Genomic DNA, 22,259 nt, shown 5'->3' on the forward strand with positions numbered 1-22,259 from the left:
GGTGGCCGGTCGTGGAGCACAAGCGGCTGAAGCTGTACGCCTATCTGGACGCGCGCGATCATCAGCGCACGTACCTGGCGATCATGCGCCTGTTCACCTCCACGCTGCTGGCCGACCTGTCTGCGGGCGAGGTCGCCGGAGCACTGGCCGGGCAGGAGCGCGAGGGCCGCGTCGAGCAGGGCGAGTCGCGCATCGAGAACGTCATCAACCGCCTCCGGCAGCTGGTCGAGTGGGGCAACCTCGTCCAGGGCCGGCGCGAGGTAGTCGCGGCCAGCATCGCCGAGTTCCAGCACGGCAGCGTCCGCTACCAGGTCTCCAAGCTCGCCGTCCGCGTCCAGCGCGACGTCGACGAGCTGCTGCGGGTCCCCGAGGGCGCCCGCGAGGTCTCCCGCGAGCTGCTCCCCGCGATCGAACGCGGCCTCAACGAGCTGGGCGGGTCCCTGAGCGTCGCGCTGCTCAACGAGGGCGACCGCACCAAGGAGCTGCTGGCCGAACGCGTCACCACGCTGTTCCTGCAGCACGCCGAGCTCGCGGCGACGGTCCGCGACTTCTACGCCTACCTCGGCCAGGTCGTCACGCGGAACCACCTGGCGCCCGAGGAGATCGCGGGCTTCCGGAACCTGCTGGTCGAGTACATCCAGCGGGTCGTCGAGGACGTCCTCAAGTTCACGCCCCCGATCGCCACGGCCCTCGCCGGCCTCACGAGGGCCCGCGCCGAACTGCTCCGGCTCCTCGGCACCGACCTCGGCCAGAACGTCGAACGCGCCCGCGGCCGCACGCCGGAGGACTGGCAGGAGCTGACGGACTGGTTCGTCGACCGCCCCGGCCGCCCATCGCAGGTCACGGCGTTGCGCGAGGCCACCGCCCGCGCCATCGGCAGCCTGCTGGCGAGCGTGAAGCGCGCGACCTCCGGCGGTGGCCTGCTCCCCGGACGCCGTGCCGAACTGCTGAAGCTCGCGGCCTGGTTCGACAACTCCACGCGCGAGGAGGCGCACGAGATCTACGCCTCGGCGTTCGGTCTCTACAGCGCCCGGCACCTCTCCCCCGCGCCCGAGCACGACTCGGACAACGAGCGCACGCCGTGGCGCGACGGCCCGGTCTGCGACGTCACCGTGAGCGTCCGCACGCGGGGCGACCGCGGCGGGCGCGGCAGACCGTCGCGGATCCTCGACGACCCGATGACCGAGCAGTCGCTGCTGGCGGAGGCCCGTGAGGCGGACGAGATCCGCGCGCGGCACGTCGCCGAGCTGACGCAGGCCGCCGGGAACCTGGAGAACACGACGCTCACGCACGGCGCGTTGGAGGTCTTCTGCGAGCTGCTGACGCTCGCGATGGCCCAGCGCGACTCGCCGAACGACAGCGGCTCCGCGAGCGACCCCGTGCGCGGCCTCAAACTCGAGATCGCCCACGGCACCACGACGCAGATCAGGTCGGCCGCCGGCACCCTCACCCTGCACGACGCGACGGTGGCACTGAAGCGATGAACCACTTGGACACCCTCTCCGACATCGACGCCGCCAACGTGGTGCGGTGCGCGCGAACGTTGCTGCGCAGGCCTTTGCTGCGTTCCGACGGTCCCGACGGGGAGCTGCTCGGCCTCGTCTACCGGCACCGGGCGACGTTGCAGGACCTGTTCGCCGGTCTGCTCGGCTACCGGCTCGTCGTCGAACGGCGGTTCGCGCGCCTGTACAAGTCGGGCCCCGGCAACGACGACACGCGCGGAGTGCTCAGCATGTCCCCGCGCGGCTACGCGTACCTGGCGCTGACCCTCGCGGTGCTCACCGGCATCGGACGGCAGACCCTGCTGTCCCGGCTCGTGGCCGACATCCGTTCCGCCGCGGTGGAAGCGGGCATCGACGCGCCGGACGACATCTCCGAACGGCGTGCGCTCACCGCGGCGCTCCGGCACCTCGTCTCCCTGGGAGTGCTGCACGAGACCGAGGGCTCGGTCGCGCAGGACGTGCTGCCCCAGGAAGCCCTGATCACGATCGACACCGACCTGCTGGGCCAGCTCGTGACGGGCCCGGTCGGCGAGGCGCAGAGCCCCGCCCACCTCGTCGAACTGGCCGCGCGCCCCGGTCCGCGCGGCATCGAGCACGCCGTGCGGCGCAGGCTCGTCGAGACGCCGCTGGTGCTCTACGCGGACCTGCGGGACGAGCAGGCGGACTGGTTGCGGCGCAACCAGCGCAAGGAGACGGCGTTGCTGGAGCAGGCCTTCGGCCTGCACACCGAGTGCCGCGTCGAGGGCGTGCTGGCCGCCGACCCCGAGGACTTCCTGACCGACCTCTCGTTCCCCGGCGTCTCGACGGTCGCGCGCATCACGTTGCTGGCGCTGCCGGACCTGCTCGACGGCGAGGACGAGGACGCGCCGGCCCGGTACGTGGTCACCACCGAACGCCTGCGCGAGGTCTGCGCCGGGCTGGTCGAGGACTACCCCGCGGCGTGGTCGAAGCAGTTCACCGACGACCTCGACCGGCTGGTCGCCGAGGTGACGGAGTTGTTGCGCCGCATGGGCTTGGCCGCGCGCACCGAGGACGGTGCCTGGTCGATCAGCGCGGCCGCGCACCGCTGGCTGCCGTCCCCCGACGGCGATCCCGAACGAGAACAACAACCCGAACCCGTTGTGGTGCAAGAAGTACCGAGCTGGTCCCTGTTCGACGAGGAGAACGTTTCATGAGCAGGTGGCGGCTGCACCGCGGCGGCGTGGTCAACATCTGGCAGTACACCGAGCAGACGTTCGACTTCTCCGGTGGCCGCGCGATCTTCCAGGGCACCAACGGGTCCGGCAAGTCCCGCACGCTCGAGCTGCTGCTCCCGCTGTGCCTCGACGGCGACCTGCGCCAGCTCGGCTCGAAGGGCTTCGACACCGTCAGCCTGCGGCGCCTCATGCTGGACGACTACGACGGCGGCCCGAACCGCATCGGCTACGCGTGGGTCGAGCTGATCCGCGAGGCCGCCGACCACAGCGGCAACGAGTACCTGACGTGCGGTCTCGGCGTGAAGGCGTCGAAGACCTCGCAGGCCATCACGGACTCGTGGCGGTTCGTCACACCCCAGCGCGTCGGCGCGGAACTGCAGCTCGCGGGCCCGGAACGCGTCCCGCACGGCCCGGCGCAGCTGCGCGACCTCATCGGCGCGGACTGCATGTTCGAGGAGCCGGCGTTCCGCGCGAAGATCGCCGAGACCGTCTACGGCGTGCCCGCGGCGCGGTACGGCGACCTGCTGCACCTCCAGCGGACGCTGCGCAACCCGGACGTCGGCCTGAAGGTGCTGGAGGGCCAGCTCGAACAGATCCTGTCCGACGCCCTGCCGCCGCTCGACCAGGCGATGGTCGAGCAGCTCGCGACGTCGTTCGACGACCTGGAGTCGATCCGCGAGAACATCGTGCGACTGTCCTCTGCGGACAGTGCGCTGTCGACGTTCCTCAAGACCTACCGGGACTACGCGTTCGGCGGGCTGCGCGGCGCGTCCGAACGGCTGGAGTCCGCCGAGAAGTCGGTGGCGAAGCTGCGGCGCGAGCAGGCGAAGCTCTCCCAGGAGCTCGACCTCACGCGCGTGGAGCGCTCCGCGTCCGAGCAGGCGCTGGTCGACATGGAGACCGGGGAGCAGCAGGCCGAGGAGACGATCGCGGCGCTGAAGGAGCTGCCGGCGTTCCGCGACCTGCAGGACCTCAAGACGCGCGAGAACCTGGTGGCGCAGATGCGTTCCTCCGCCGTCGCGGCCCTGGAGACGGCCCACCGGCAGCGCGCGCAGGAGGACGCGGCCGTCGACACCGTGCTGCGCCTGCTGAAGCGCCTCGCGGAGGACCTCCAGGCCGCCGACGCGCTGAGCGAGCCGTTGCGCGAGAACCTGCGCCTCGCGGGCATGGACCCGGACCTCGCGCCGGACGTGCCGCAGGTCCCGGCCGCCGAGGCCGCGGTGACCACGGACTCCGTGCGCGCCAAGCCGGATCCCGAGGCGGGACCGCTGCCGATCGAACGCCGCGTGCCTCCCGCCGCCGCGACCGAGGACGTGCTGACCGCGCTGGCGTCGGTGACCGACCAGACCGCGGGCATCGCTTCCCTTGCACGCCAGCGAGGTGCGCTCGCGATGGCGCTGCACGAGCAGGCGCTGGCGCTGGACGCGCAGCAGCGCGAGGTGGAGTCGTTGCGGCAGAAGGCCCGTGACGCCCAGCTCGGCGCGACCGAGTCGACGTCGCTGCGCAACCAGGAGGCGCAGGAGCTGGCCGAGGTCGTGCAGGCCTGGCTGGAGCAGGTCGAGGTGTGGACGTCGAGCGGCCCGTTGCTCGACGAGCGCCCGGCGGAGGCGTTGGAGCTGCCGCGGACCGCCGACCCAGCCGCCGCGAGGACGTTGAGCACCGCCGCCCGCGAGTGGGCGGGGCCGCTCGTGCAGACGGCCCGCGACGCCGCGCACGCGTTCGCCCAGCAGCGTGCCGACCTGCGCGCCCGCCTCGACGCGCTGGACGAGGAGCTCGTCGGTCTGCGTTCCGGCAACGAGCGCGTGCCGGCGCCGGGCCGGTATGTGTCAGCGAACCGCGATGCCTCTCAGGGCGCGCCGTTCTACCGGCTCGTGGACTTCGCGCCGTCGCTCACCGACGAGGAACGGGCCGGGCTGGAGGCGGCGTTGCAGGCGAGCGGCCTGCTCGACGCCTGGGTCACGCTGGCCGACACCGAGCTGAACGACGTGCTGGCCGTCGCGAGCTCCCCGGTCGGCGGCCGCACCCTCGCGGACGTGCTCGTGCCCGCGGTCGAGGGCTCGCCGGTGCCGGAGGGGTTCGTCGCGGACCTGCTGCGCGCGGTGTCGCTGGACGACCAGGACACGCTGAGCCTCACCACGGACGGCGTCTGGCGCTCCGGCGTGCTGACCGGCCGCTTCACCAAGCCCGAGGCCGAGTTCATCGGCGCGGGCGCCCGGCAGGCGGCGCGTGGCCGTCGCATCGCCGCCCTGGAAGAGGAACTGGCCGACCTGCGGGCCCGGCTCGGCACCGCGGAAGACGAACTGGCGCGCGCCCACGAGCACGTCGCCACGTGGGAGGCGCACCTCGCGGCGTTCCCCGGCGACGGCGAGCTGATCGCGAAGCACAGCCGCGTCCAGGCCGCCGAGGAGTCGGCGGTGCGCGCGCGGCAACGCACGTTCGAGCTGCGGGAGGCGTTGGAGGACGCGCAGTCCCGGCTGGAGGCGGCGAGGTCGGAACTGACCCGCCAGGCCGGGGACGCCGGGCTGCCGCCGGACACCGAGGCGCTCCGCCAGGCCCGCGCGGCCGCCGGGGACGCCCAGCGGACCGCCGACCTGCTCGGGGACGCGGTGAAGAGGCGGTGCCAGGGCACGATCTCCGACCTCACGGACGCCTCGCACCGCTACCACGAGGCCGTCGCCGACCGGCGGACCGCCGAGGCCGACGCCGACAGCCGCTGCGTCGACCACGCCGCCCAGGCAGGAACACTGGCCGAGCTGACCGACGCCGTCGGCGGCGAGGCCAAGGAGATCAGCGAGCAGCTCACGTCGCTGGAGAAGTCGCGCAAGAAGATGCGCGAGGACCTCAAGGGCGTGCGGGAGAGCATCACGACCGCGCGCGAGCAGGCGGCGAAGCTGGAAGCGTTGCTGGAGACCAACTCCACGCAGGTCGCCGAGTCCGAGGAGGCGCTCGCGCGGGCGTCCGCGAACTTCGGCGCCACGGTCCGCGCGCCGGGCCTGGTGGTGGCCGCGTTCCCGGACCACGACGGTGCGTCCGACGAGGCCTCGGTCCGCGCCCTGATCGCGGAGACCCCCGACCGCCGCGGCGGCACCGAGGCCACCGTGATCGCGAAGCTCCAGGCGTTGCAGACCTCCCTGGCGGGCAGCCACGACATCGCCGCCGAACAGCACGCGGGCCTGCTCACCGTCACCGTGACCGGCGAGGAGGGCGCGAAGCCCGTCGCCGTCGCCGCCCGCACCGTGACGACGAAACTGGCCGAGCAGCGCGGGTTCCTCGACGAGCAGTACCAGGGCATCTTCGCCGACTACCTGATCCGCGACCTGGCCGAGTGGCTGCGCGGCCAGATCACCGTCGCGGAGGACCTGACCAAGCGCATGAACGAGGTGCTCGGCCAGGCCCGCTCCAGCCAGGGCGTGCACGTCAAGCTGGCCTGGAAGTCGTCGAGCGCGCTGGACGACGCGACGCGGCAAGCGCTTGCGCTGGTGCGCCTGCCGTTCGGCGAACGCACCCCCGAGCAGGACGCCACGCTGCGCCGCGTCTTCACCGAGCGGATCGAGAACGAGCGCGACACGCACTCCGGCGGCTACGCCGAGATCCTGTCCCGCGCCCTCGACTACCGCACGTGGCACCAGTTCACCGTGACCGTCGCCGACACGGGCCCGGACGGCGGCCCGCGCGAACGGCGCCTCAAGCAGCTGTCGTCCGGCGAGACCCGCCTGATCTCGTACGTGACGCTGTTCGCGGCCGCCGCGAGCTTCTACGACGCCGTGAGCGACGAGTTCGACCCACTCCGCCTGGTGCTGCTCGACGAGGCCTTCGAACGCCTCGACGACCCGACCATCGCGCGCATGCTGGGCCTGCTGGTCGACCTCGACATGGACTGGGTGATCACCTGGCCGTCCGGCTGGGGCGTGTCGGACAAGATCCCGCGCATGCACATCTACGACGTGCTGCGGCCGAAGAACGGCCGGGGTGTGGCGTGCACGCAGACGACGTGGGACGGGGCGGCGCTGGACCGCATCGACCCCTGACGGGCGGGAGACTCCGCCGCGGCCCTAGCCGAACGCCGGTGTGCCGCGGCGGTGCGGACGTGCTCCCACCGCCGACGGTCACCGTGACCACTCAGAACGGCACCTCGGTGCCCAGCGGCGCGACCCCACGCCCCGCGAGCGCCCGGCAGAATTCGACCGCGTCGAGCTCCACCTCCGGCTCCCCGTCGCCCCACACCCCGCCCGCGGGCCCGGTCAGCCGCAGCGACACCACCCGGCCGACCCGGTCGAACCACTCGCGCACCACGTCGTCGACCAGCACACCGTCGTGCTCGGCCGTCAGCTCCAACGCGGCCCCGGTGGCCCGGGCGAGGTCGGTGCGGTGCATCCACGGGTCGCGGGTCATGATCACGTCGGAGAGGAACCCGAGCGTCCACGTCTCGTCGCGCCCGTTCACGTGCTGGGTTCCGGGCATTCGGCGCGCACGCACGAAACGCGGCATGCGGCGGCGCGCTTTCGCGGCCTTCGGGGCCACCTCGGCGAACCGGGCGACGATGGCGGCCGGGGTCAGGCCGGCGCGTTCGTCCACCTGCAGGGCGGTCAGCTCGTCGATGAACACGCCGTCGCGGGCCTGGGCGGCCCTGGCCTGGCGCAGGCCCTCGCGCATCGACGCGGACATCTCGGCCATGCCGAGGACGTGCGTGGCCATCGCGCGCACGTCCCATCCCGGGCACGAGGTCGGCTTGTCCCAGTCGTGCGGGGCGAGGGCGGCGAGCAGGGCGGCGACGCGGTCGTACTCGGTCGCGGCGAGACGCATCGCGACCGCGCGGTCCAACGGTGACGTTCGGGGTCTGGCGGCGAGTGCTGTGGTCATCGGGAGCTCCTCAGGGACGGTCCTGGCAGGCCGACCTCGTCGGCGAACATGTCGATCACGCGGGGCAGCTGGCGGGTCCAGCGGTCGCCGCCGGGCTCGTTCGCGAGCTGCCGTTCGAGCAGGCCTCCGCACAGGGCGAGGAAGAGGTCGGCGTCGGCGCGGTCGGGGACGCCGAGCCGGTCGAACGTCTCGTGCAGCAGGCCGATGACCTCGACCGACGGCGCGTAGGCGGCCTCGGACGGGACGAAACCGGGGATCGAGCGCTGGTTCAGCAGCTGGTAGCGGGCGACGTCGGTGATCGAGAAGGCGAAGAAGTGCTCGGCGATCGCGAGCAACGCCTCCCTCGGCGCCGCGGGCAGGTCGTGCTGCCTCATCTCGTCCAGGTAGACGGTCCAGGCCTGCCCGAACATGGCGTCGTAGATCGCGTTCTTCGAGTCGAAGTGCGAGTACAGCGACGGCGACCGCATGCCGATCATGGCCGCGACCTCGCGCAACGTGACGGCGGCCAGGCCGTCGCGGCGTGCGATCTCCCACGCGGCGTCGACGATCTCCCGGCGGGTCGCCTCACGGCGTTCGGCTTGCCTATCACGATTAGGCGCGGCGCTCATGGTTAGGCAGACTCCGCTCAACGGCGAGTTCTGTCAAGGCCTAGGTTGGTGCGGTGACCGAGTACGAGCGCCCCGAGCTGGCCGACTTCTGGCGCCTCGCCCGCGAGACGATGGAGGGCGGCGGCCGGTCGGCGTTCAGCTTCCGCGTCGAGGACGCGGGCACCGCGGCCGTCCTCGGTGAACTCCTGCGCAAGCCCATCGCGCACCCGGCCCGCCGGCAGATCTCGCTGGCACGCCTGGACGAGCACCTCCGCGCGCACGGCAGCACGTTGCCCGAGGTGCTGGAATCGGTGCACGGCAAGCCGATCGGCATGTCCACCTCCGAAGAGGCCTCTACGGCGGACGCCGTGCTGAAGTTCGCGTTGCGCGAGAACGGGTTGCTGTCCCGCCCGTGGGCCGCCGAGTGGATCGACCACGTCCGCCGGTACGGCAAGATCCCGCAGCCCGCTCTGCCGATGATCGCGAACCAGGCCGCGTCGATCCTCGCGCGGCTGCACCCCGAGCCCCGCCGCTGGACCACGCGGTTCGCGTTGGCGGGCAACGACCTCGACGACGGCCGCCCGCTCACCCGGATCGTCCACAAAGCACTGGCGCTGGCCGGGCTCGACTGGGAGCGCGCGGGTGTGCTGCCCGACGCCTACAGCGACCCCGTCCTCACCTCGCAGGGCTACCTGACGCTGAACGACACCCTGGAAGCACAGGAGGTCACCGTCGTCCGCAGCCCGCGCCTGCTCGAGTCAGGCCTGCCCGGCCCGGTGGTGGTGCTCCCCCACGGCCTGACGCCGCAGGCGAAGCACCACCTCGACGGCAAGACGGTGAAGTGCCACAACGACTTCACCCCGGACGGCCTCCGCGTCGCCAACGAGGTGCTCGCCTGGACCGGCGGCACGGCGTGGCGGATGTCAGCGCAGGACTACCGCGACGCCGTGGCCACGCTGATCGCCCGCGGCGTGGAACTGCCGACGCTGAACAGCCGCCCGGTGGAGGCGAGCTGGGACCCCGCGCTCGCCGGGACCATGGCCACGACCGGGCTCGTGGTCACCGAGGAGCACGTGCTGCCGTCACTGCTCTGACTGACCGGCGCCCGACCAGCTCTGCAACATCCGGAACGCGATCGACGCGCCACCGGCGAGCCCGAGGCCCGGAACGCTGCCCGGTTCCTCGATCGACCGCCGCACGTCGGCCCGCGACACCCACTTCGCCTCCGCGATCTCGCCCTCGGCGAGCGTCAGCGGGTCGGCGGGGTCGGCCACGGCCTCGAACCCGATCATCAGCGACCGGGGGAACGGCCACGGCTGCGAGCCGAGGTAGCGGATGTCCCGGACGGTGACGCCGACCTCCTCGCAGATCTCCCGCGCCACGCAGGCCTCCAGCGACTCGCCGGCCTCGACGAACCCGGCGAGCACGGAGAACCGGCCCTCGGGCCATTCCGGGCCGCGCGCGACGAGCACCTGGTCCGCGCCGTCGTGCACGAGGCAGATCACGGCCGCGTCGGTGCGCGGGTACTCCTCGCGCCCGCAGCCCGAGCAGACCGACGTCCAGCCGGACTTCTCCAGCACGGTCCTGGCGCCGCACTTCGCGCAGTACTTGCCGAGGCGGTGCCACTGGAACAGCGCGGCGGCCGTCGTGAACAGCCCCGCCGACGTGTCGTCCAGCGTCGCGCCCGCCTGGCGCAGGTCGAGCCACTGCGGCTCGTCCGTGAGCTCGGGCGGGCCCCAGGCGCGGCTCGGCGGCGTCGCCTCGCCCTCCTCGGCGGGCATCAGCACGGCGAAGTACGCCACGCCGTCCTGCTCACCCAGCAGGACGGCGTTGACCGGGGGCAGGTCGCCGAACTCGACGGCCGGCCGGTCGGCGAGCCTCGTGCCGCGGTCGGCGACCAGGGTGCGGCCGCGCGTGTCCACGACGATCATCCGGGCCTTGGGCCAGAGCGCGGCGAGCTTCTCGTCGTCGCCGCGCAACGGCTCGCCCCGGTCGATCGCGGACCGCGACAGCGCCGGCAGCCCGATCAGGTCGAAGCTCACTGGAACGAGACCCCGCCGAAATCGATCCCACCCAGCGCGGACAGCTTCGGCTTGAGCAGGTCGGCGTCACCGACGAGCACACCGGTGAAGTTGGCCGGCGCGAAGAACTCCAGCGCGGCCGCGGCCACCTGCTCGGGCGTGACGGCCGCCAGTCGCTGCGGGTGCGCGACCAGCCAGTCGAGGCCGAGGCCCAGCGCGACGAGGTTCACGAGGAACGACGCCAGGCCGCCCTGCGAGGACGTGCTGGTGAGCAACGTGCCGACGGCGTAGCTGCGCGCGGTGTCCACTTCGGACTCCGACGGCGGCACGAGGCCGAGGCGCGCCAGTTCGTAGCGGGTCTCCAGCAGCGCCGCCGCCGTCACGTCCGACGCCGTGTCGGCGTCGATCAGCAACGTCGCGCCGTGCACGGTGAACTCGGGGTGCGACCGGGCGCTGTAGGTGTAGCCCTTGTCCTCGCGGATGTTCTCGACCAGGCGCGACGAGAAGAACCCGCCGTAGACGAGGTTCGCGAGCTGCAGCGCCGGGTAGCGCTCGTCGGTGCGCGGGATCGCCTGTGCGGCGAGGCGGATCTGCGACTGCACGGCACCGGCGCGGTGCACCAGCGCCACGTCGCCACCGGACACCTCCGGCAGCGGCGGCAGCTGGACGGCCTCGCCGTCGCCCTGCCACGCACCGAGGGCGTCGCCGATCTGGGACACGGCCTCGGCGGGCTCGACGTCACCGACGACGACCAGCACCGAACCGCGCGGCAGCAGTGCCTTGCCGTGCAGGGCCACCACGTCCTCGCGGGAGACGGCGGCGACCTCGTCGGCCTCCGGCATCTCCTTCGCGTACGGGTGGTCGCCGTAGAGCAGCTTCTGCAGCGCCTCACGGGCGATGACGCTCGGCTGCGACCGGGCGAGCGTGATGCGCTCGACCAGGCGGGCGCGCTCGCGCTCGACCTCGTCGGCCGGGTAGGCAGCGCCGGTCAGAACGTCGGCCAGCACCTCCAGCACGGTGCCGAGGCCGCTCGCCAGGGCGTTGCCGGTGAAGCTCAGGCGCTCCGGGTCGACCACGGCGTCGAGCTCGCCGCCGACCAGCGCCAGCTCGGTGTCGATCTCGACGCGCGAGCGGGTGGACGTGCCCGTCAGCACGGTGTTCGCGAGGATCTCGGCCGCCGCGGAGTGCTGGGAGCCGGCGCTGGTGCCGGACGGGTCGGCGAACGGGACCCTCAGGCGCAGCTCGACCATCGGCACGGTGGCGCGGCGGACGGCGATGACGCGCAGGCCGTTCGACAGCGTCGTGTCCACAGTGGACAGCTCCGCGGCCGCCTTCTGCTCACCCAGAGGTGGCAGCGGGCGCGGGCCCGTTGCGGTGCGCCCGATCTCCTCGGCGGTGCGGTGGGTCTTTGCCGAGGTCACTGGGCTCCTCCGGTGGGCTTGACGAGAAGAAGGGCGCGGGAGTCGGGACGCAGCGCCTTGGCCGCGGCGGACACCTCGTCGACGGTCACCGAGGCGATCCGCTCGGGCAGTTCGTAGATCAGCTCGGCGCGGCCGAACAGCAGCTCCGCGGAGCCGAGGCCCAGCGTGCGGTTCGTGAGCCGGTCGTGCTCCTTGTGCATGGTCGACGCCCAACGCGCCGTGACCTTCGCGAGTTCCTCGGCCGACGGCGGCTCCTGCGCGAGCTTCTGCAGCTCCTCGTCGATGGCCGCGACGACCTGGGCGGCCTCGACCTCGGCGGCGTGGATCGCGGTGATGCTGAACGTGTCCGGGTCGCGCGCCTCGAGCGGGCCGAACAGGCCGCAGCCCGCGTTCAGGTCGATCACGATGCCCTCGCGGTGCACGAGGCGCTGCTGCAGGCGCGAGCTGTCGCCGTCCGCGAGCACGCCGGCGAGCACCAGGTAGGCGAGGTAGCCGTCGATGTCGGTGGTCGGGTCCGGCACGCGGTAGCCGATCGCGATCGCGGGCAGCGGGGCCAGCGCGTCGCCGTGCTCGTGGCGGACCTCGCCCTGCGGGGCGGGCTCGGCGAACGAGGGGCGCTCGGGCTTCGGCCGCGCGGGCACGTCACCGAAGTGCTTCTCCACCAACGCCTTCGTCGCCTCGACGTCGAGGTCGCCCGCCACGGTCAGCACCGCGTTGGCGGGGCTGTAGTAGGTGTCGAAGAACTCCGCGCAGTCGTCGACCGTCGCGCTCTCCAGGTCGACGAAGTCGCCGTAGCCGTTGTGCGCGTTGGCGAACGTCTTGAACAGCACCGCGGGCAGCAGGATCCAGGGGAACCCGCCGTACGGGCGGTTCAGCACGTTGAGCCGGATCTCCTCCTTCACCACGTCGATCTGGTTGCGGAGGTTCTCCTCGGTGAGCTTCGGCGCGCGCATGCGGTCGGCTTCGAGGAACAGCGCCCGCTCCAGGGCCGCGCTCGGCAGCACCTGGTAGTAGTCGGTGTAGTCGGGGTGCGTGGACCCGTTGAACGTGCCGCCCGACGACTGCACGTGCCGGAAGTGCGCCAGCTTCTCGAGGCTCTCGCTGCCCTGGAACATCAGATGTTCGAAGAGGTGCGCGAACCCGGTGCGCCCTTCGGGCTCGGAGCGGAAGCCGACGTCGTAGTGCACGCTGACGCCGACGACCGGTGCGCTGGCGTCGGGGGCGAGCACCACCCGCAGGCCGTTGGGCAACGTGAACCTGTGCAGTTCGGGTGAGGCCATGGAGCAAGACTACGGGTTCGGCTCCCGGAGCGATCGCAGGTGGCCCGCCTGGGCGAGCACGCCGTCGAGCGCCCCGAGGAACGCGGGGAAGCCGCGCCGGAAGTCGGTGGCGTTGCCGTACCAGTAGAGGTCCTGCTGGCCGAACGTGGAGAGCCAGTGCTCGGTCGCGCCGAGCACCACCGCGTACGGCAGCGACCGGGAGAACACGAGCTCGCGGTCGGCCTCGGGGACGTCCGCGGGCGTCACCCCGTGGAGGTACCCGCGCAACCCCCGGACGTGTTCGAGCAACTCGCTGCCGCGCCTGGTGCGCGCGGGCATCGACCGCGCACCGAACGCGAGCGCCACGCCACCGACCGCGACCGCGAGCCCGAACAGCGCGTTGCCAACCGTCAGCGCGAGCACGACCGTGGCGGCCACGCCGAGCACCGCGATCGCGATTCCAGCCCACCAGAACAGGTTCCGCTCGGCGTCGGGGCGGCGCGCGAACCAGCGCTTCTCCACGACGTCGGCGTAAAGCCGGTCGCGGACGTGCGCGAGGTCGATCTGCCTCCCGCGCAGCTCGGACACGCTCACCGCGTCGGTCCCCTGCGGCAGCAGCGCTTCGCAGACGGCCTTCTCGTACCCGGACAACGAGTCGTCGACCGGGTTGCGGCGCACGATCTGCCAGTCGTGGCCCTCGGTCTCGGTGATCCAGAGGTAGTTGCGGACGGCGAGGTCGATCACCGTGGCGGTGACGTCGACCACGTCCACGTGCTCGTCGACGACCGTGCCGACCTGGCCCGGCAGCACCCCGTCGGGCGAGGCGAACGCGACGCGGCCGTCCTGGTCGCGGACCAGCACGGACACCGCGCCGACCTCGCTCGCGAGCGCCGCGGCGTCCCGGCCGCGCAGGTACCAGAGCAGCGCCACACCGCCGAGCAGCAGCACGAGCAGCGCACCGAGCGCGGCACCGCTGACCGGCGTGAGCGCGAACGCGGCCGCGAGACCGGACTGCTCGACCACGACGGCGTTCGGGGGCACGACCCCGGCGGACAGTCCGATCGCGACGTCCACGCGTTCGCCGGCGCCGAGCTTGATCTCCTGCGCCCGCACGCCCTTGCCGTCCGCGAGGTCCGCGCTCGTGCACGGCTGCGACGACCCGACGGGGCCGGCGAGGCAGTTCACCGACGTCGGTGAGTCGGGTGCGGAGAACGAGAGCGCGACCTTGTCCAGTTCGGTGTCCCAGCCGCCCGCGACCTGCCAGCGCACCTCCAGCACGTCCCCGACCGGCGCCACCGCGCCGACGACCGTGTAGGTGAGCGTGGAGGTGCCTTCGAGCGTGACGGTGAAGGTGTCGTCACCCGTGGAGGTGCTGCCCTTGCCCTCGACCTTCGCGTCGGTGACCTGGTACAGCCGCTCGAGGTCGTTGCCGACCGCGAGTCGCAAGGGGACGGTCCGCTTCACGGTCCTGCCCTCGGGCACCTGGACCGTCTCGGTGACGGACAGCCGGGCGTCGCGCTCCAGCTTCAGCCGCACCTCGGTGCTGACGGTGCCGGGAAGGGGCTGCGCCAGCGCGCCGGCAGCCGTCCCCGGAGACGTGACGGACGTCAGCGCGACGGCGACGAAGATCGCCGCACCCCAGTTCTTCGACACGGCTGCGGACAATAGCGGAGTCCTCATATGCTCCGGCGGACTTTCGAACGGACGCCATCTGGGGGATCTCCGGCGATGACGCAACCACCGCCACCGGGCACCTGGCCGCCGCCACGCCCGGCAGCTCCGCCGCCGGCACCTCACCCGGTCCAGGGGCCGTCGCGTCCGCCGATGGGTCGACCGCCCGTGGGCGCACCACCTCAGTACGGCGCGCCTCCCGCGTACAGGCCGCCGCCCGGCCGTGCGCCGCTTCCGCCGCCCATGCCGATGGGTCCGCCACCGCCGTACGGCGCGCCTCCTCCTTATGGCCCACCTCCCGGTCGTCCCCCGCTCCCCCCACCGCACCCGGTCATGCCGCCGCCGCGTCCGGTCATGCCCCCTCCGCGACCGACGTGGGGCCACGGCCACCCCGGCGCGTACGCACCCCCGCCCTACCCCATGGCTCCGCCGCGCCGCAGCGGCAGCGGCCCGATCGTGGCCCTGGTCCTGGGCGGAGTGGTCGTCCTCGGCCTGGGCGCGATCGGCGTCTTCGCGGCAGCCCTCAACAGCAAGGTCAAGGACACGGGCTACTCGAACTACACGACCTACAGCCCGACCTACACCTACACGTCGACCACCGCGGAACCGACCACCACGACCACCCGCCCCACCACGACCCGCACCCCGAGCACCCAGCCGACCCCGGCCGGCCCCAAGGCGGTCTACAAGCTCGCCGACCACCCGATCTTCGCCACGAACGTCGGCGCCAACGACTTCGACGCGTGTCCGTTGCCGCGGATGGAATACAGCCCGGCGGGCGAGAAGAGGTTCCTCGAGGCCGCGCTGCCGTGCATCGAGAAGGCGTGGCAGCCGGCGCTCAAGGCCGCGAACCTGCCGTACCAGCCGGCGGAGCTGCAGGTGTTCACCGGCACCGTGCAGACGCCGTGCGGGTCGCGGCAGAACAACACGACGGCGATGTTCTGCCGGGGCGTCATCTACTGGCCCGGCACGTTCTACGCCAACGAGGGCGGCTCGACCGTCCGGCACCCCGGGGTCTACCTGGGGCAGCTCAGTCACGAGTACGGCCACCACGTCCAGTGGCTGACCGGCATGCTGCGCGCGGCCGACCAGGCGCAGTACGACGTCGGCGGGTTCGACACCCCGAAGGGCCTGGAGCTCAACCGCAGGCTCGAGCTCCAGGCGACGTGCCTGGGCGGGATGACGCTGGCGCCGTTCTCGCACAAGAACGTCATCCCGATGGAAGTCGTGAACACCGGTCTGAGCGACGCGGGCAAGCGCGGTGACTACGACCGCAGGCCCGACCACGGAAGTGCGCCCAACAACGAACGTTGGGTGATGCACGGCCACAAGCAGAACAAGATCAACGCGTGCAACACCTGGGCGGCGAGTTCCGCGGACGTCTCGTGAACCGAACGCCCGGCCCGCGCGTCTCCAGTACGGGGACGTGTTAGCCCGGTCGGGGGACGGGCGATCCCGGTCCGCCTATGCTCGTACCCGACCCAGGATGACCAATGGGGGGACCTCAGGCGATGACGCAACCACCGCCGGGCACCTGGCCACCACCGCGCCCGGTGGGCCCGCCGCCGATGCCCGCACCGCTCGGGCAGCGTCCGCCCCAGGGCCCACCGCCGCCCTACGTCCAGCCGCAGGGCCCGCCACCGGGCTACTACGGCCCGCCGCCTCCCGGCCAGGTCATGCCCCCGCCGCAGCCGGCGTGGGGCCCTCCTCCCGGTTACGGGCCGTATCCGGGGGGACCGCCGCCGCGGCGCAGGAACAACGGCGCGATCGTCGCCCTCGTCCTGGGCGGTGTCGTGATCCTCGGCCTCGGCGCGGTCGGCCTCTTCGCGGCGACGCTGAACAGCAAGGTGAAGGACACGGGCTACTCGAACTACACGACGTACAGCCCGACGTTCACCCTCCCGAGCACGACCGAGGAGGCCGCGGCGACGACCACCGCACCGCCCACCTCGGCCTCGCGCACCCCGTCCGCCCCGGCGACCCCGGCCGGCCCGAAGGCCGTCTACGCGCTGGCGGACCACCCGTTCCTCAAGCCGGGCTTCGGCGCGAACACGATCTCCGGCTGCGGTCTCCCGGCGATGGACTACTCGCCGGCGGGCCAGGACCGCTTCCTGCGCGCGGCCCTGCCGTGCATCGAGAACATGTGGAAGCCGGCGCTGCAGGCCGCGAACCTGCCGTACCAGCCCGTTGAGCTGCACGTCATCACCGAGACCACGCAGTACCCGTGCGGCACGGTCCGCGCGGACCAGACGGCGCGGTACTGCCAGGGCGGCATCTACTGGACGGCGAACGCGTACGCCGCCGAGCGCAACCCGAACAACCCGAACCACCCCGGCAAGTACCTGGGCCAGCTCGCCCACGAGTACGGCCACCACGTCCAGTGGCTCACCGGGATGCTCAAAGCGTCGGACCGCGCGCAGTACGACGCGGGCGGATGGGATACTCCGAAGGGCCTCGACCTGAACCGCCGGATGGAGCTGCAGGCGACCTGCTTCGGAGGCATGTCGCTGGCCCCGTTGTCGCACGGCGCCATCCCGATCGACGTGATCAGGGTGGCCCTGACCGACGCGGGCAACCGCGGCGACTACGACATCTATCCGACGAAGGACCACGGCACACCGCAGAACAACGCGACCTGGGTAGACCGCGGCTACAAGTCGAACAAGGCGTCCGAGTGCAACACCTGGGCCGCCGACCCAGGTTCCGTCTCCTAGGAAGGGGAGAGCGTGACCCGACCGGCCCAGAACAACCCTGTCCTGCTCGCGGGGGTCTTCGTGCTGGTGGTCGCGTTCGTCCTCGGGATCGGTCAACTGGGCCGTCCCAGAGTGGTCACGGGCCACGCGCTGGCGGACTCCCGCCAGGCCACGGCCCCGTCGACCGAGCCGTCGACGGCGATCCGGCCGCGCGCGGTGTACCGGCTGGCCGACCACCCGCTCCTGGTGAAGCCGGTCGCGCTGGCGCCGGTCACCTGCTCGCTGCCGCCGTTCGGTGTCTCGGACGGGCAGCTCGCCGCCTACTACGCGGCGGGCGTCGAGTGCCTGGACGCGGCCTGGGGCCCGGTGCTGACCGGCGCGAACCTGCCGTTCGACAAGCCCGTCCTGGACTCCTCGCCGACGTTGAAGGACGGCCCGTGCGGCGCCGCGCCGCAGTCGGACCACGCGGTGGCCTACTACTGCGGCCGCAACCGCACGATCTACATGCCCACGTCCCGTCTGCGCGACAACGGCGGCGGTGAGGCCCCGGCGACGCACCTGGCCACGCTGTCGCACGAGTACGGCCACCACGTCCAGGCGCTGACGGGCCTGCTGCGGGCGGCGGATCTGAAGATCACCGACGCGGGCGAGAAGAGCGCCGCGGGCCTTGAGATGTCGCGCCGGATCGAGCTGCAGGCGAACTGCTTCGCGGGCATGTTCCTGAACTCGGCGTCCGGCCGCGGTTCCGTGACGGCGAACCTGGCGCGCCAGGCCCAGGAGGACTTCCAGTTCGCCGTCGAGGAGAAGCCGGAGGACAACGCGCACGGGTCCGCCAGGAACCAGGCGCAGTGGGCGTCCGCGGGCTTCAAGGCCAATTCGACGGACGCCTGCAACACGTTCGCCGCTCCGGCGCCCTCCGTCGGTTAACGGAGCCGGGCCCGCTCGTCCACGTACCGCGTGGGCGTGCCGAGGAACAGCTTCGCGTCGCCGACGGGCCCGTAGGCGAGGTTCAGCGTGACCAGCAGGTAGTTCCAGCCGCCGTCGCGCGGGCGCGCCCACCGGTGGTTGATCTGCCAGCGCAGCCACTCGCCGCGGGCGAGCCGCACGGGCGACGGGCGGTGCTGCCGGCGTGGGGTGGCGATCATGGTGTCCTGGAGCTGCACGGCGAGGACCCCGTCGTCCTCGCGCAGGCTCAGGGTCATCCGGTCGGGCTCGGCGCGCTCCGGGGCCCAGTCCGGGGCGAAGTCGTGCCACTCCAGCAGGCGCACCTCGTGCACCGCGGGCCTCAGGTGCGGCAGCGGGAACGCCTCCGGCACGGCGTTGCGCCGGGTCGCCTCGGGCTCACCCCGGGACTGCTTGGTCCACTCGGTACGAACCCACTGCACGACGACGTTTACGCGGTCATGGAATCAGACGAGGCCCGGCTGGGCGACCGGATTGATGGCGGGCAGCACGACGCGGAACACGGCGCCTTCCGCGGACCGCTCGCAGGTCAGGTCGCCGCCGTGCGCGCGGACCACGCCGCGGGCGATGGCGAGGCCCAGCCCGGAGCCGCCGGAACGCCGGTCGCGGGCGTCGTCGAGCCGCACCAGCCGGTCGAAGATCCGTTCCCGTTCGGCCTCGGGGACGCCCGGCCCGTTGTCGGAGACGGTGAACCCGGTGAGGTCGACCCGGATGCGCACGGTCCCGGACGGGCCGGTGGCCTGCCGGGCGTTGTCGACGAGGTTCGCGAGCACCTGCGCGAGCCGTTGCCCGTCACCGACGACCGCGACCGGGACGCCCTCGGCCGCGATGTCGAAGTCGGGCGCCACGAACCGGGTCCGCGCCACCTCGGCCTCCGCGAGCGCGAGCAGGTCGACCGACTCGCGCTGCATCTCGTACCCGGCGTCGAGCTGGGCCAGCGCGAGCAGGTCGTCGACGAGTCGCCCGGCCCGCCGCGCCTCCCGGACCAGCAGGAACGACATCTGGTCGCGGTCGGGTGAGTCGACGGGCGCCTGCACGAGGGCCTCGGCGACGGCCTGCACGCCGGTGATGGGCGTCCTCAGTTCGTGGGCGGCGTCGGCGACGAACCGCCGGGTGCGTTGCTCGGAGCCCTCCAGGGAGTCGAGCATGCCGTCGAACGCGGCCGCGGTGCGCCCGAGTTCGGTGTCGGTCCGCGACGGGTTGAGCCGCCCGCCTCTGTGCCCGGCCGCGATGGCCTGCGCCAACGACGTCATGGCGTCCAACGGCGCCAACGCGCGCCGCACGACCACGACGATCAGCACGCCGGTGACGGCGATCGCCCCGAGTCCGAGGATGAGCAGCAGCTTGCGCAACCGGTGCTGCGCCTGCGAGATCACCTCGGTGTCGGCGTAGACGGTGATCTTGTTGCGGCCGAAGTTGCGGACCCTGCTCTCGAGCTCGCCGCCGTCCGGCACGCTGCCGACCTTCGTGCCGTTCGGTAGGTCGATGGTGACGTGGATGTTCCGCTTGCTCAGCGCGCCGACGACCTCGGCGGGGCGCCTGCCGTTCTTCAACATCTCCACGGCGCGGTTGCCGGAGCTGACGAGCACGCCGTCGACGTCCTTCGAGGACTGCCCGGCGAACGTCCGGTCGACCGAGATGACCAGCGCCACGAGCACGAGGAACAGCACGAGCAGCACGGACACCGCGACCCGCCGCCGCAACGAGACCGTGCGGAGGTTCATTCTTCGGCCCGCAGCACGTACCCAAGGCCGCGCACGGTGTGCACGAGCCGGGTGCCGTGTTCCTCGAGCTTGCGGCGAACGGCGCTGACGTGGACCTCGACCAGGTTGGGGTCGTAGTCCTCGTAGCCCCACACGGCCGTGAGGATCTGCGTCTTCGACACTACGCGCCCGCGTTGCGCGGCCAGGTACACCAGCAGGCGCAGCTCGGTCGCCGTCAGTTCGATCGGCCGGTCGGCACGCATGACGACACCCGCGTCGGCGTCCACGACCAGGTCACCGACCTGCACCGTCGACGGCGTGCGGCCGAGGCGGCGCAGCACCGCCGACACCCGTGCCACGAGCTCGGCCAGCACGAACGGCTTGCCCACGTAGTCGTCGGCGCCGCCGGCGAGGCCGCGCAGCCGGTCGGGGACGCCGTCGCGCGCGGTGAGCATGACGACCCCGGCGCCGGACGAGCGCCGGATGACCTCGAGGAGCTGGAAGCCGTCGCGGCCGGGCAGCATCACGTCGAGCACGACGAGGTCGGGGCGGAAGCGGCCGAGGTCGGTCTCCAGCTGGCGCCCGTCCAGGCGGTGCTGCACCTCGTACCCGGACTCGCGCAACGCGGACGACACCGCGGCGCCGATCGCCTCGGCGTCCTCGATCACCAACACCCTGGCGGACACGTGTCCATTCTGCTGATCATCGGGACTTCGGGCGACTCGCCTTCAGCTCGCGCTCAGAATGGGCGCGCACGCTGGTCCGCATGTCGAAGAAATCAGCGTGGGCCGGCGCCATCGTCGCGGCCGTCGGGCTCACCGTCGGCGGCATCGCGGTCGCGACGGCGGCCGAGGGCCCCGACGGCCCGCCCGCGGCGTTCGCGGAACGCCACCCCGGAGGTCCCGGTGGTCACGGCAAGGGCGGCCCCGGCAAGGAGAAGCTCAAGGACAGCACGCTCGTCGTCGGCCGGGTCAAGTCGGTCGAGTCCGGCAAGCTCACGATCACCAAGGACGACGGCGGCGAGGTGTCGTTGAGCACGGACGGCTCGACGAAGCTGCGCGGCGGCGACCTCGCGGGCCTCAAGGCCGACCAGCGCGTGACCGTGCGCGTGAAGGACGGCAAGGCGCTCAACGTGGCGCTGGCGAAGGCGCAGGAGCGCGGCACCGTCAAGGACGTCAACGGCAACAACGCGACGTTGGTGCAGGTCGACGGCCTGCAGACGCCGCTCGACCTGTCCGCCGTGAGCGAGAAGCCGAAGAACGGCGACCTCGTCGCGGTGACCGGCACCGTGTCCGACGGCAAGACCATCAAGGTCGAGAAGCTGCGTCAGCTGCCGAAGTAAAACCTGGGCTCCACGCGGGCCGCCGCGTCTGCGAACATCGCAGTGTGGCGGTTCCGCGAAGCCCGGACAGATGGGTGTTCATCCTGCTGGTCGTAGGACTGGTGGGGATCGGGGTCGCGGTCGCGCTTCTGGTGCCCGCCAGGATGTTGGGCGCCGAGGAACCCCCTAGACCCGTGATGGCGACAGTCGTCGAGAGCGGGTCGTGCGGCTCCGGCATGGACACGGTCGAGTGGGACGCCGACGGCCAGAAGAAGCAGGCGAAGCTCGACGGCTGCGGCCACACCAAGGGCGAGAGCGTCGAGATCGTCAACACCGGCGGCGAGGTGGTGTCGTCCGCCGCGTCCGTCCCGGCCGGACTCCCGGTCGGGCGCCGCCTCACCGCGCTGCTGCTGTGCATGGCGGCGCTGGCGGGCGGCTTCTACGCGTTCCTGTTCCGCTACGCGCCTCTGCGCGCGCCGGCCGTGCTGCCTACTCCGCGTTCCTGACGCTCCCGAGCGCCTTGACGACGTCGTGCGTCAGACCGATCACGTGGTCGAGCTCGCCGGCGACGGCCAGGTCGGTGAAGGTGAAGCAGGCGAGCCCGTCGGTGATCTCCAGGACGGGCACCTGGTAGGGCTTGAGCGCGGACACGACCCGCGACCCGGGGTCCACCGCCGCGTCCGCGGGGAGTTCCGGCGCGTCGAACACCACCACGAGCGCGAAGGTGGTCGTGCCGTTCTGCGCCCCGGCCGCCTGGTTGGGGGCGTACGAGCTGAGAACGGCGACCTTGACCGCCCGTCCCTCGTGAGTTCCCGCCACCGCCACGCTCCGCCCGACGTTCGGCAGGCCCTTCAGCAGCCCGGCCGGGACGTGCTCCTCCTTGGGAACGTGCGTCCAGCCGGCCGTCTTCGCGTAGCGGTCGACCGCGCCGGTGGCCTCCTTGGCGGCGCGGAGACTCGCGCTCTCCTCGCCGGTTTTCGTGATCGCCACCAGCACCACCCCGACCAGCAGGACGAGGCCGGCCGCCATCAGGACATCAGGAAAACTCATGCATCCCCCCGG

The 22,259-nt window shown here is 72.3% G+C and carries 19 protein-coding genes; 9 read left to right on the forward strand and 10 right to left on the reverse strand.

What is annotated here, in order from left to right:
• The first annotated feature begins 11 nt into the window (after positions 1–11).
• The 3 genes from ND450_RS27010 to ND450_RS27020 are packed head-to-tail and all read left to right on the forward strand — an operon-like array spanning position 12 to position 6,726.
• On the forward strand, positions 12–1,484 hold the full coding sequence (locus ND450_RS27010) for a DUF2397 domain-containing protein (protein ID WP_253321402.1): 1,473 nt from the start codon (positions 12–14) through the stop codon (positions 1,482–1,484).
• Complete coding sequence (locus tag ND450_RS27015) at positions 1,481–2,677, forward strand: TIGR02678 family protein (RefSeq protein WP_253321403.1); 1,197 nt, start codon at positions 1,481–1,483, stop codon at positions 2,675–2,677. The genes ND450_RS27010 and ND450_RS27015 overlap by 4 nt, the downstream gene beginning before the upstream one ends.
• Complete coding sequence (locus tag ND450_RS27020; protein WP_253321404.1) at positions 2,674–6,726, forward strand: TIGR02680 family protein; 4,053 nt, start codon at positions 2,674–2,676, stop codon at positions 6,724–6,726. Before ND450_RS27015 ends, ND450_RS27020 begins: the two co-directional genes overlap by 4 nt.
• Before the next feature lie 91 nt (positions 6,727–6,817).
• Here ND450_RS27020 and ND450_RS27025 read toward each other — a convergent pair whose 3' ends face one another.
• Together ND450_RS27025 and ND450_RS27030 are read right to left on the reverse strand one after the other, a co-directional pair.
• Positions 6,818–7,558, reverse strand: a complete 741-nt coding sequence (locus ND450_RS27025) for a maleylpyruvate isomerase family mycothiol-dependent enzyme (protein ID WP_253321405.1) — start codon at positions 7,556–7,558, stop codon at positions 6,818–6,820.
• On the reverse strand, positions 7,555–8,166 hold the full coding sequence (locus ND450_RS27030; protein ID WP_253321406.1) for a TetR/AcrR family transcriptional regulator: 612 nt from the start codon (positions 8,164–8,166) through the stop codon (positions 7,555–7,557). The genes ND450_RS27025 and ND450_RS27030 overlap by 4 nt, the downstream gene beginning before the upstream one ends.
• A gap of 53 nt (positions 8,167–8,219) precedes the next feature.
• On the opposite strand from ND450_RS27030, the gene ND450_RS27035 reads away from it, so the two are divergent.
• Positions 8,220–9,239, forward strand: a complete 1,020-nt coding sequence (locus ND450_RS27035) for a DUF2399 domain-containing protein (protein WP_253321407.1) — start codon at positions 8,220–8,222, stop codon at positions 9,237–9,239.
• Here the strand turns inward: ND450_RS27035 and nudC are convergent.
• The 4 genes from nudC to ND450_RS27055 are packed head-to-tail and all read right to left on the reverse strand — an operon-like array spanning position 9,228 to position 14,499.
• Positions 9,228–10,187, reverse strand: coding sequence for an NAD(+) diphosphatase (gene nudC, locus ND450_RS27040; RefSeq protein WP_253321408.1), 960 nt, complete (start codon positions 10,185–10,187; stop codon positions 9,228–9,230). The two genes, ND450_RS27035 and nudC, sit on opposite strands and share 12 nt — an antisense overlap.
• Complete coding sequence (locus ND450_RS27045) at positions 10,184–11,587, reverse strand: pitrilysin family protein (protein ID WP_253321409.1); 1,404 nt, start codon at positions 11,585–11,587, stop codon at positions 10,184–10,186. The genes nudC and ND450_RS27045 overlap by 4 nt, the downstream gene beginning before the upstream one ends.
• Positions 11,584–12,867 (reverse strand): pitrilysin family protein, encoded by a 1,284-nt coding sequence (locus tag ND450_RS27050; RefSeq protein WP_089909999.1) that lies wholly within the window; start codon positions 12,865–12,867, stop codon positions 11,584–11,586. The genes ND450_RS27045 and ND450_RS27050 overlap by 4 nt, the downstream gene beginning before the upstream one ends.
• 9 nt (positions 12,868–12,876) lie before the next feature.
• On the reverse strand, positions 12,877–14,499 hold the full coding sequence (locus ND450_RS27055) for a DUF2207 domain-containing protein (RefSeq protein ID WP_253321410.1): 1,623 nt from the start codon (positions 14,497–14,499) through the stop codon (positions 12,877–12,879).
• 372 nt (positions 14,500–14,871) lie between these two features.
• On the opposite strand from ND450_RS27055, the gene ND450_RS27060 reads away from it, so the two are divergent.
• The 3 genes from ND450_RS27060 (at position 14,872) to ND450_RS27070 (ending at position 18,137) form a co-directional block, all read left to right on the forward strand.
• Positions 14,872–15,906 (forward strand): neutral zinc metallopeptidase, encoded by a 1,035-nt coding sequence (locus ND450_RS27060; RefSeq protein ID WP_253328006.1) that lies wholly within the window; start codon positions 14,872–14,874, stop codon positions 15,904–15,906.
• A gap of 104 nt (positions 15,907–16,010) precedes the next feature.
• On the forward strand, positions 16,011–17,231 hold the full coding sequence (locus ND450_RS27065) for a neutral zinc metallopeptidase (RefSeq protein WP_253321411.1): 1,221 nt from the start codon (positions 16,011–16,013) through the stop codon (positions 17,229–17,231).
• 12 nt (positions 17,232–17,243) lie between these two features.
• Complete coding sequence (locus tag ND450_RS27070; protein WP_253321412.1) at positions 17,244–18,137, forward strand: neutral zinc metallopeptidase; 894 nt, start codon at positions 17,244–17,246, stop codon at positions 18,135–18,137.
• Here ND450_RS27070 and ND450_RS27075 read toward each other — a convergent pair.
• The 3 genes from ND450_RS27075 to ND450_RS27085 are packed head-to-tail and all read right to left on the reverse strand — an operon-like array spanning position 18,134 to position 20,562.
• Complete coding sequence (locus ND450_RS27075) at positions 18,134–18,595, reverse strand: hypothetical protein (protein ID WP_253321413.1); 462 nt, start codon at positions 18,593–18,595, stop codon at positions 18,134–18,136. The two genes, ND450_RS27070 and ND450_RS27075, sit on opposite strands and share 4 nt — an antisense overlap.
• Positions 18,596–18,619: 24 nt before the next feature.
• The gene (locus tag ND450_RS27080) at positions 18,620–19,897 is read right to left on the reverse strand and encodes a HAMP domain-containing sensor histidine kinase (protein ID WP_253321414.1); all 1,278 of its coding nucleotides are present in this window, start codon (positions 19,895–19,897) and stop codon (positions 18,620–18,622) included.
• On the reverse strand, positions 19,894–20,562 hold the full coding sequence (locus ND450_RS27085) for a response regulator transcription factor (RefSeq protein ID WP_089909982.1): 669 nt from the start codon (positions 20,560–20,562) through the stop codon (positions 19,894–19,896). Before ND450_RS27085 ends, ND450_RS27080 begins: the two co-directional genes overlap by 4 nt.
• A gap of 80 nt (positions 20,563–20,642) precedes the next feature.
• On the opposite strand from ND450_RS27085, the gene ND450_RS27090 reads away from it, so the two are divergent.
• Positions 20,643–21,218 carry a hypothetical protein gene (locus ND450_RS27090; protein WP_253321415.1) on the forward strand — a complete coding sequence of 192 codons (576 nt, stop codon included), beginning with the start codon at positions 20,643–20,645 and terminating at the stop codon, positions 21,216–21,218.
• 44 nt (positions 21,219–21,262) lie between these two features.
• A complete protein-coding gene (locus ND450_RS27095) occupies positions 21,263–21,703 on the forward strand; it encodes a hypothetical protein (RefSeq protein WP_143091447.1) in 441 nt (146 codons plus the stop codon).
• On the opposite strand, the gene ND450_RS27100 is transcribed toward ND450_RS27095, so the two are convergent.
• Positions 21,687–22,247 carry a hypothetical protein gene (locus ND450_RS27100; protein ID WP_253321416.1) on the reverse strand — a complete coding sequence of 187 codons (561 nt, stop codon included), beginning with the start codon at positions 22,245–22,247 and terminating at the stop codon, positions 21,687–21,689. The two genes, ND450_RS27095 and ND450_RS27100, sit on opposite strands and share 17 nt — an antisense overlap.
• Positions 22,248–22,259: the final 12 nt, after the last annotated feature.

This window comes from Lentzea sp. HUAS12 (genome assembly GCF_024125735.1).
Lineage (GTDB): Bacteria > Actinomycetota > Actinomycetes > Mycobacteriales > Pseudonocardiaceae > Lentzea > Lentzea albida.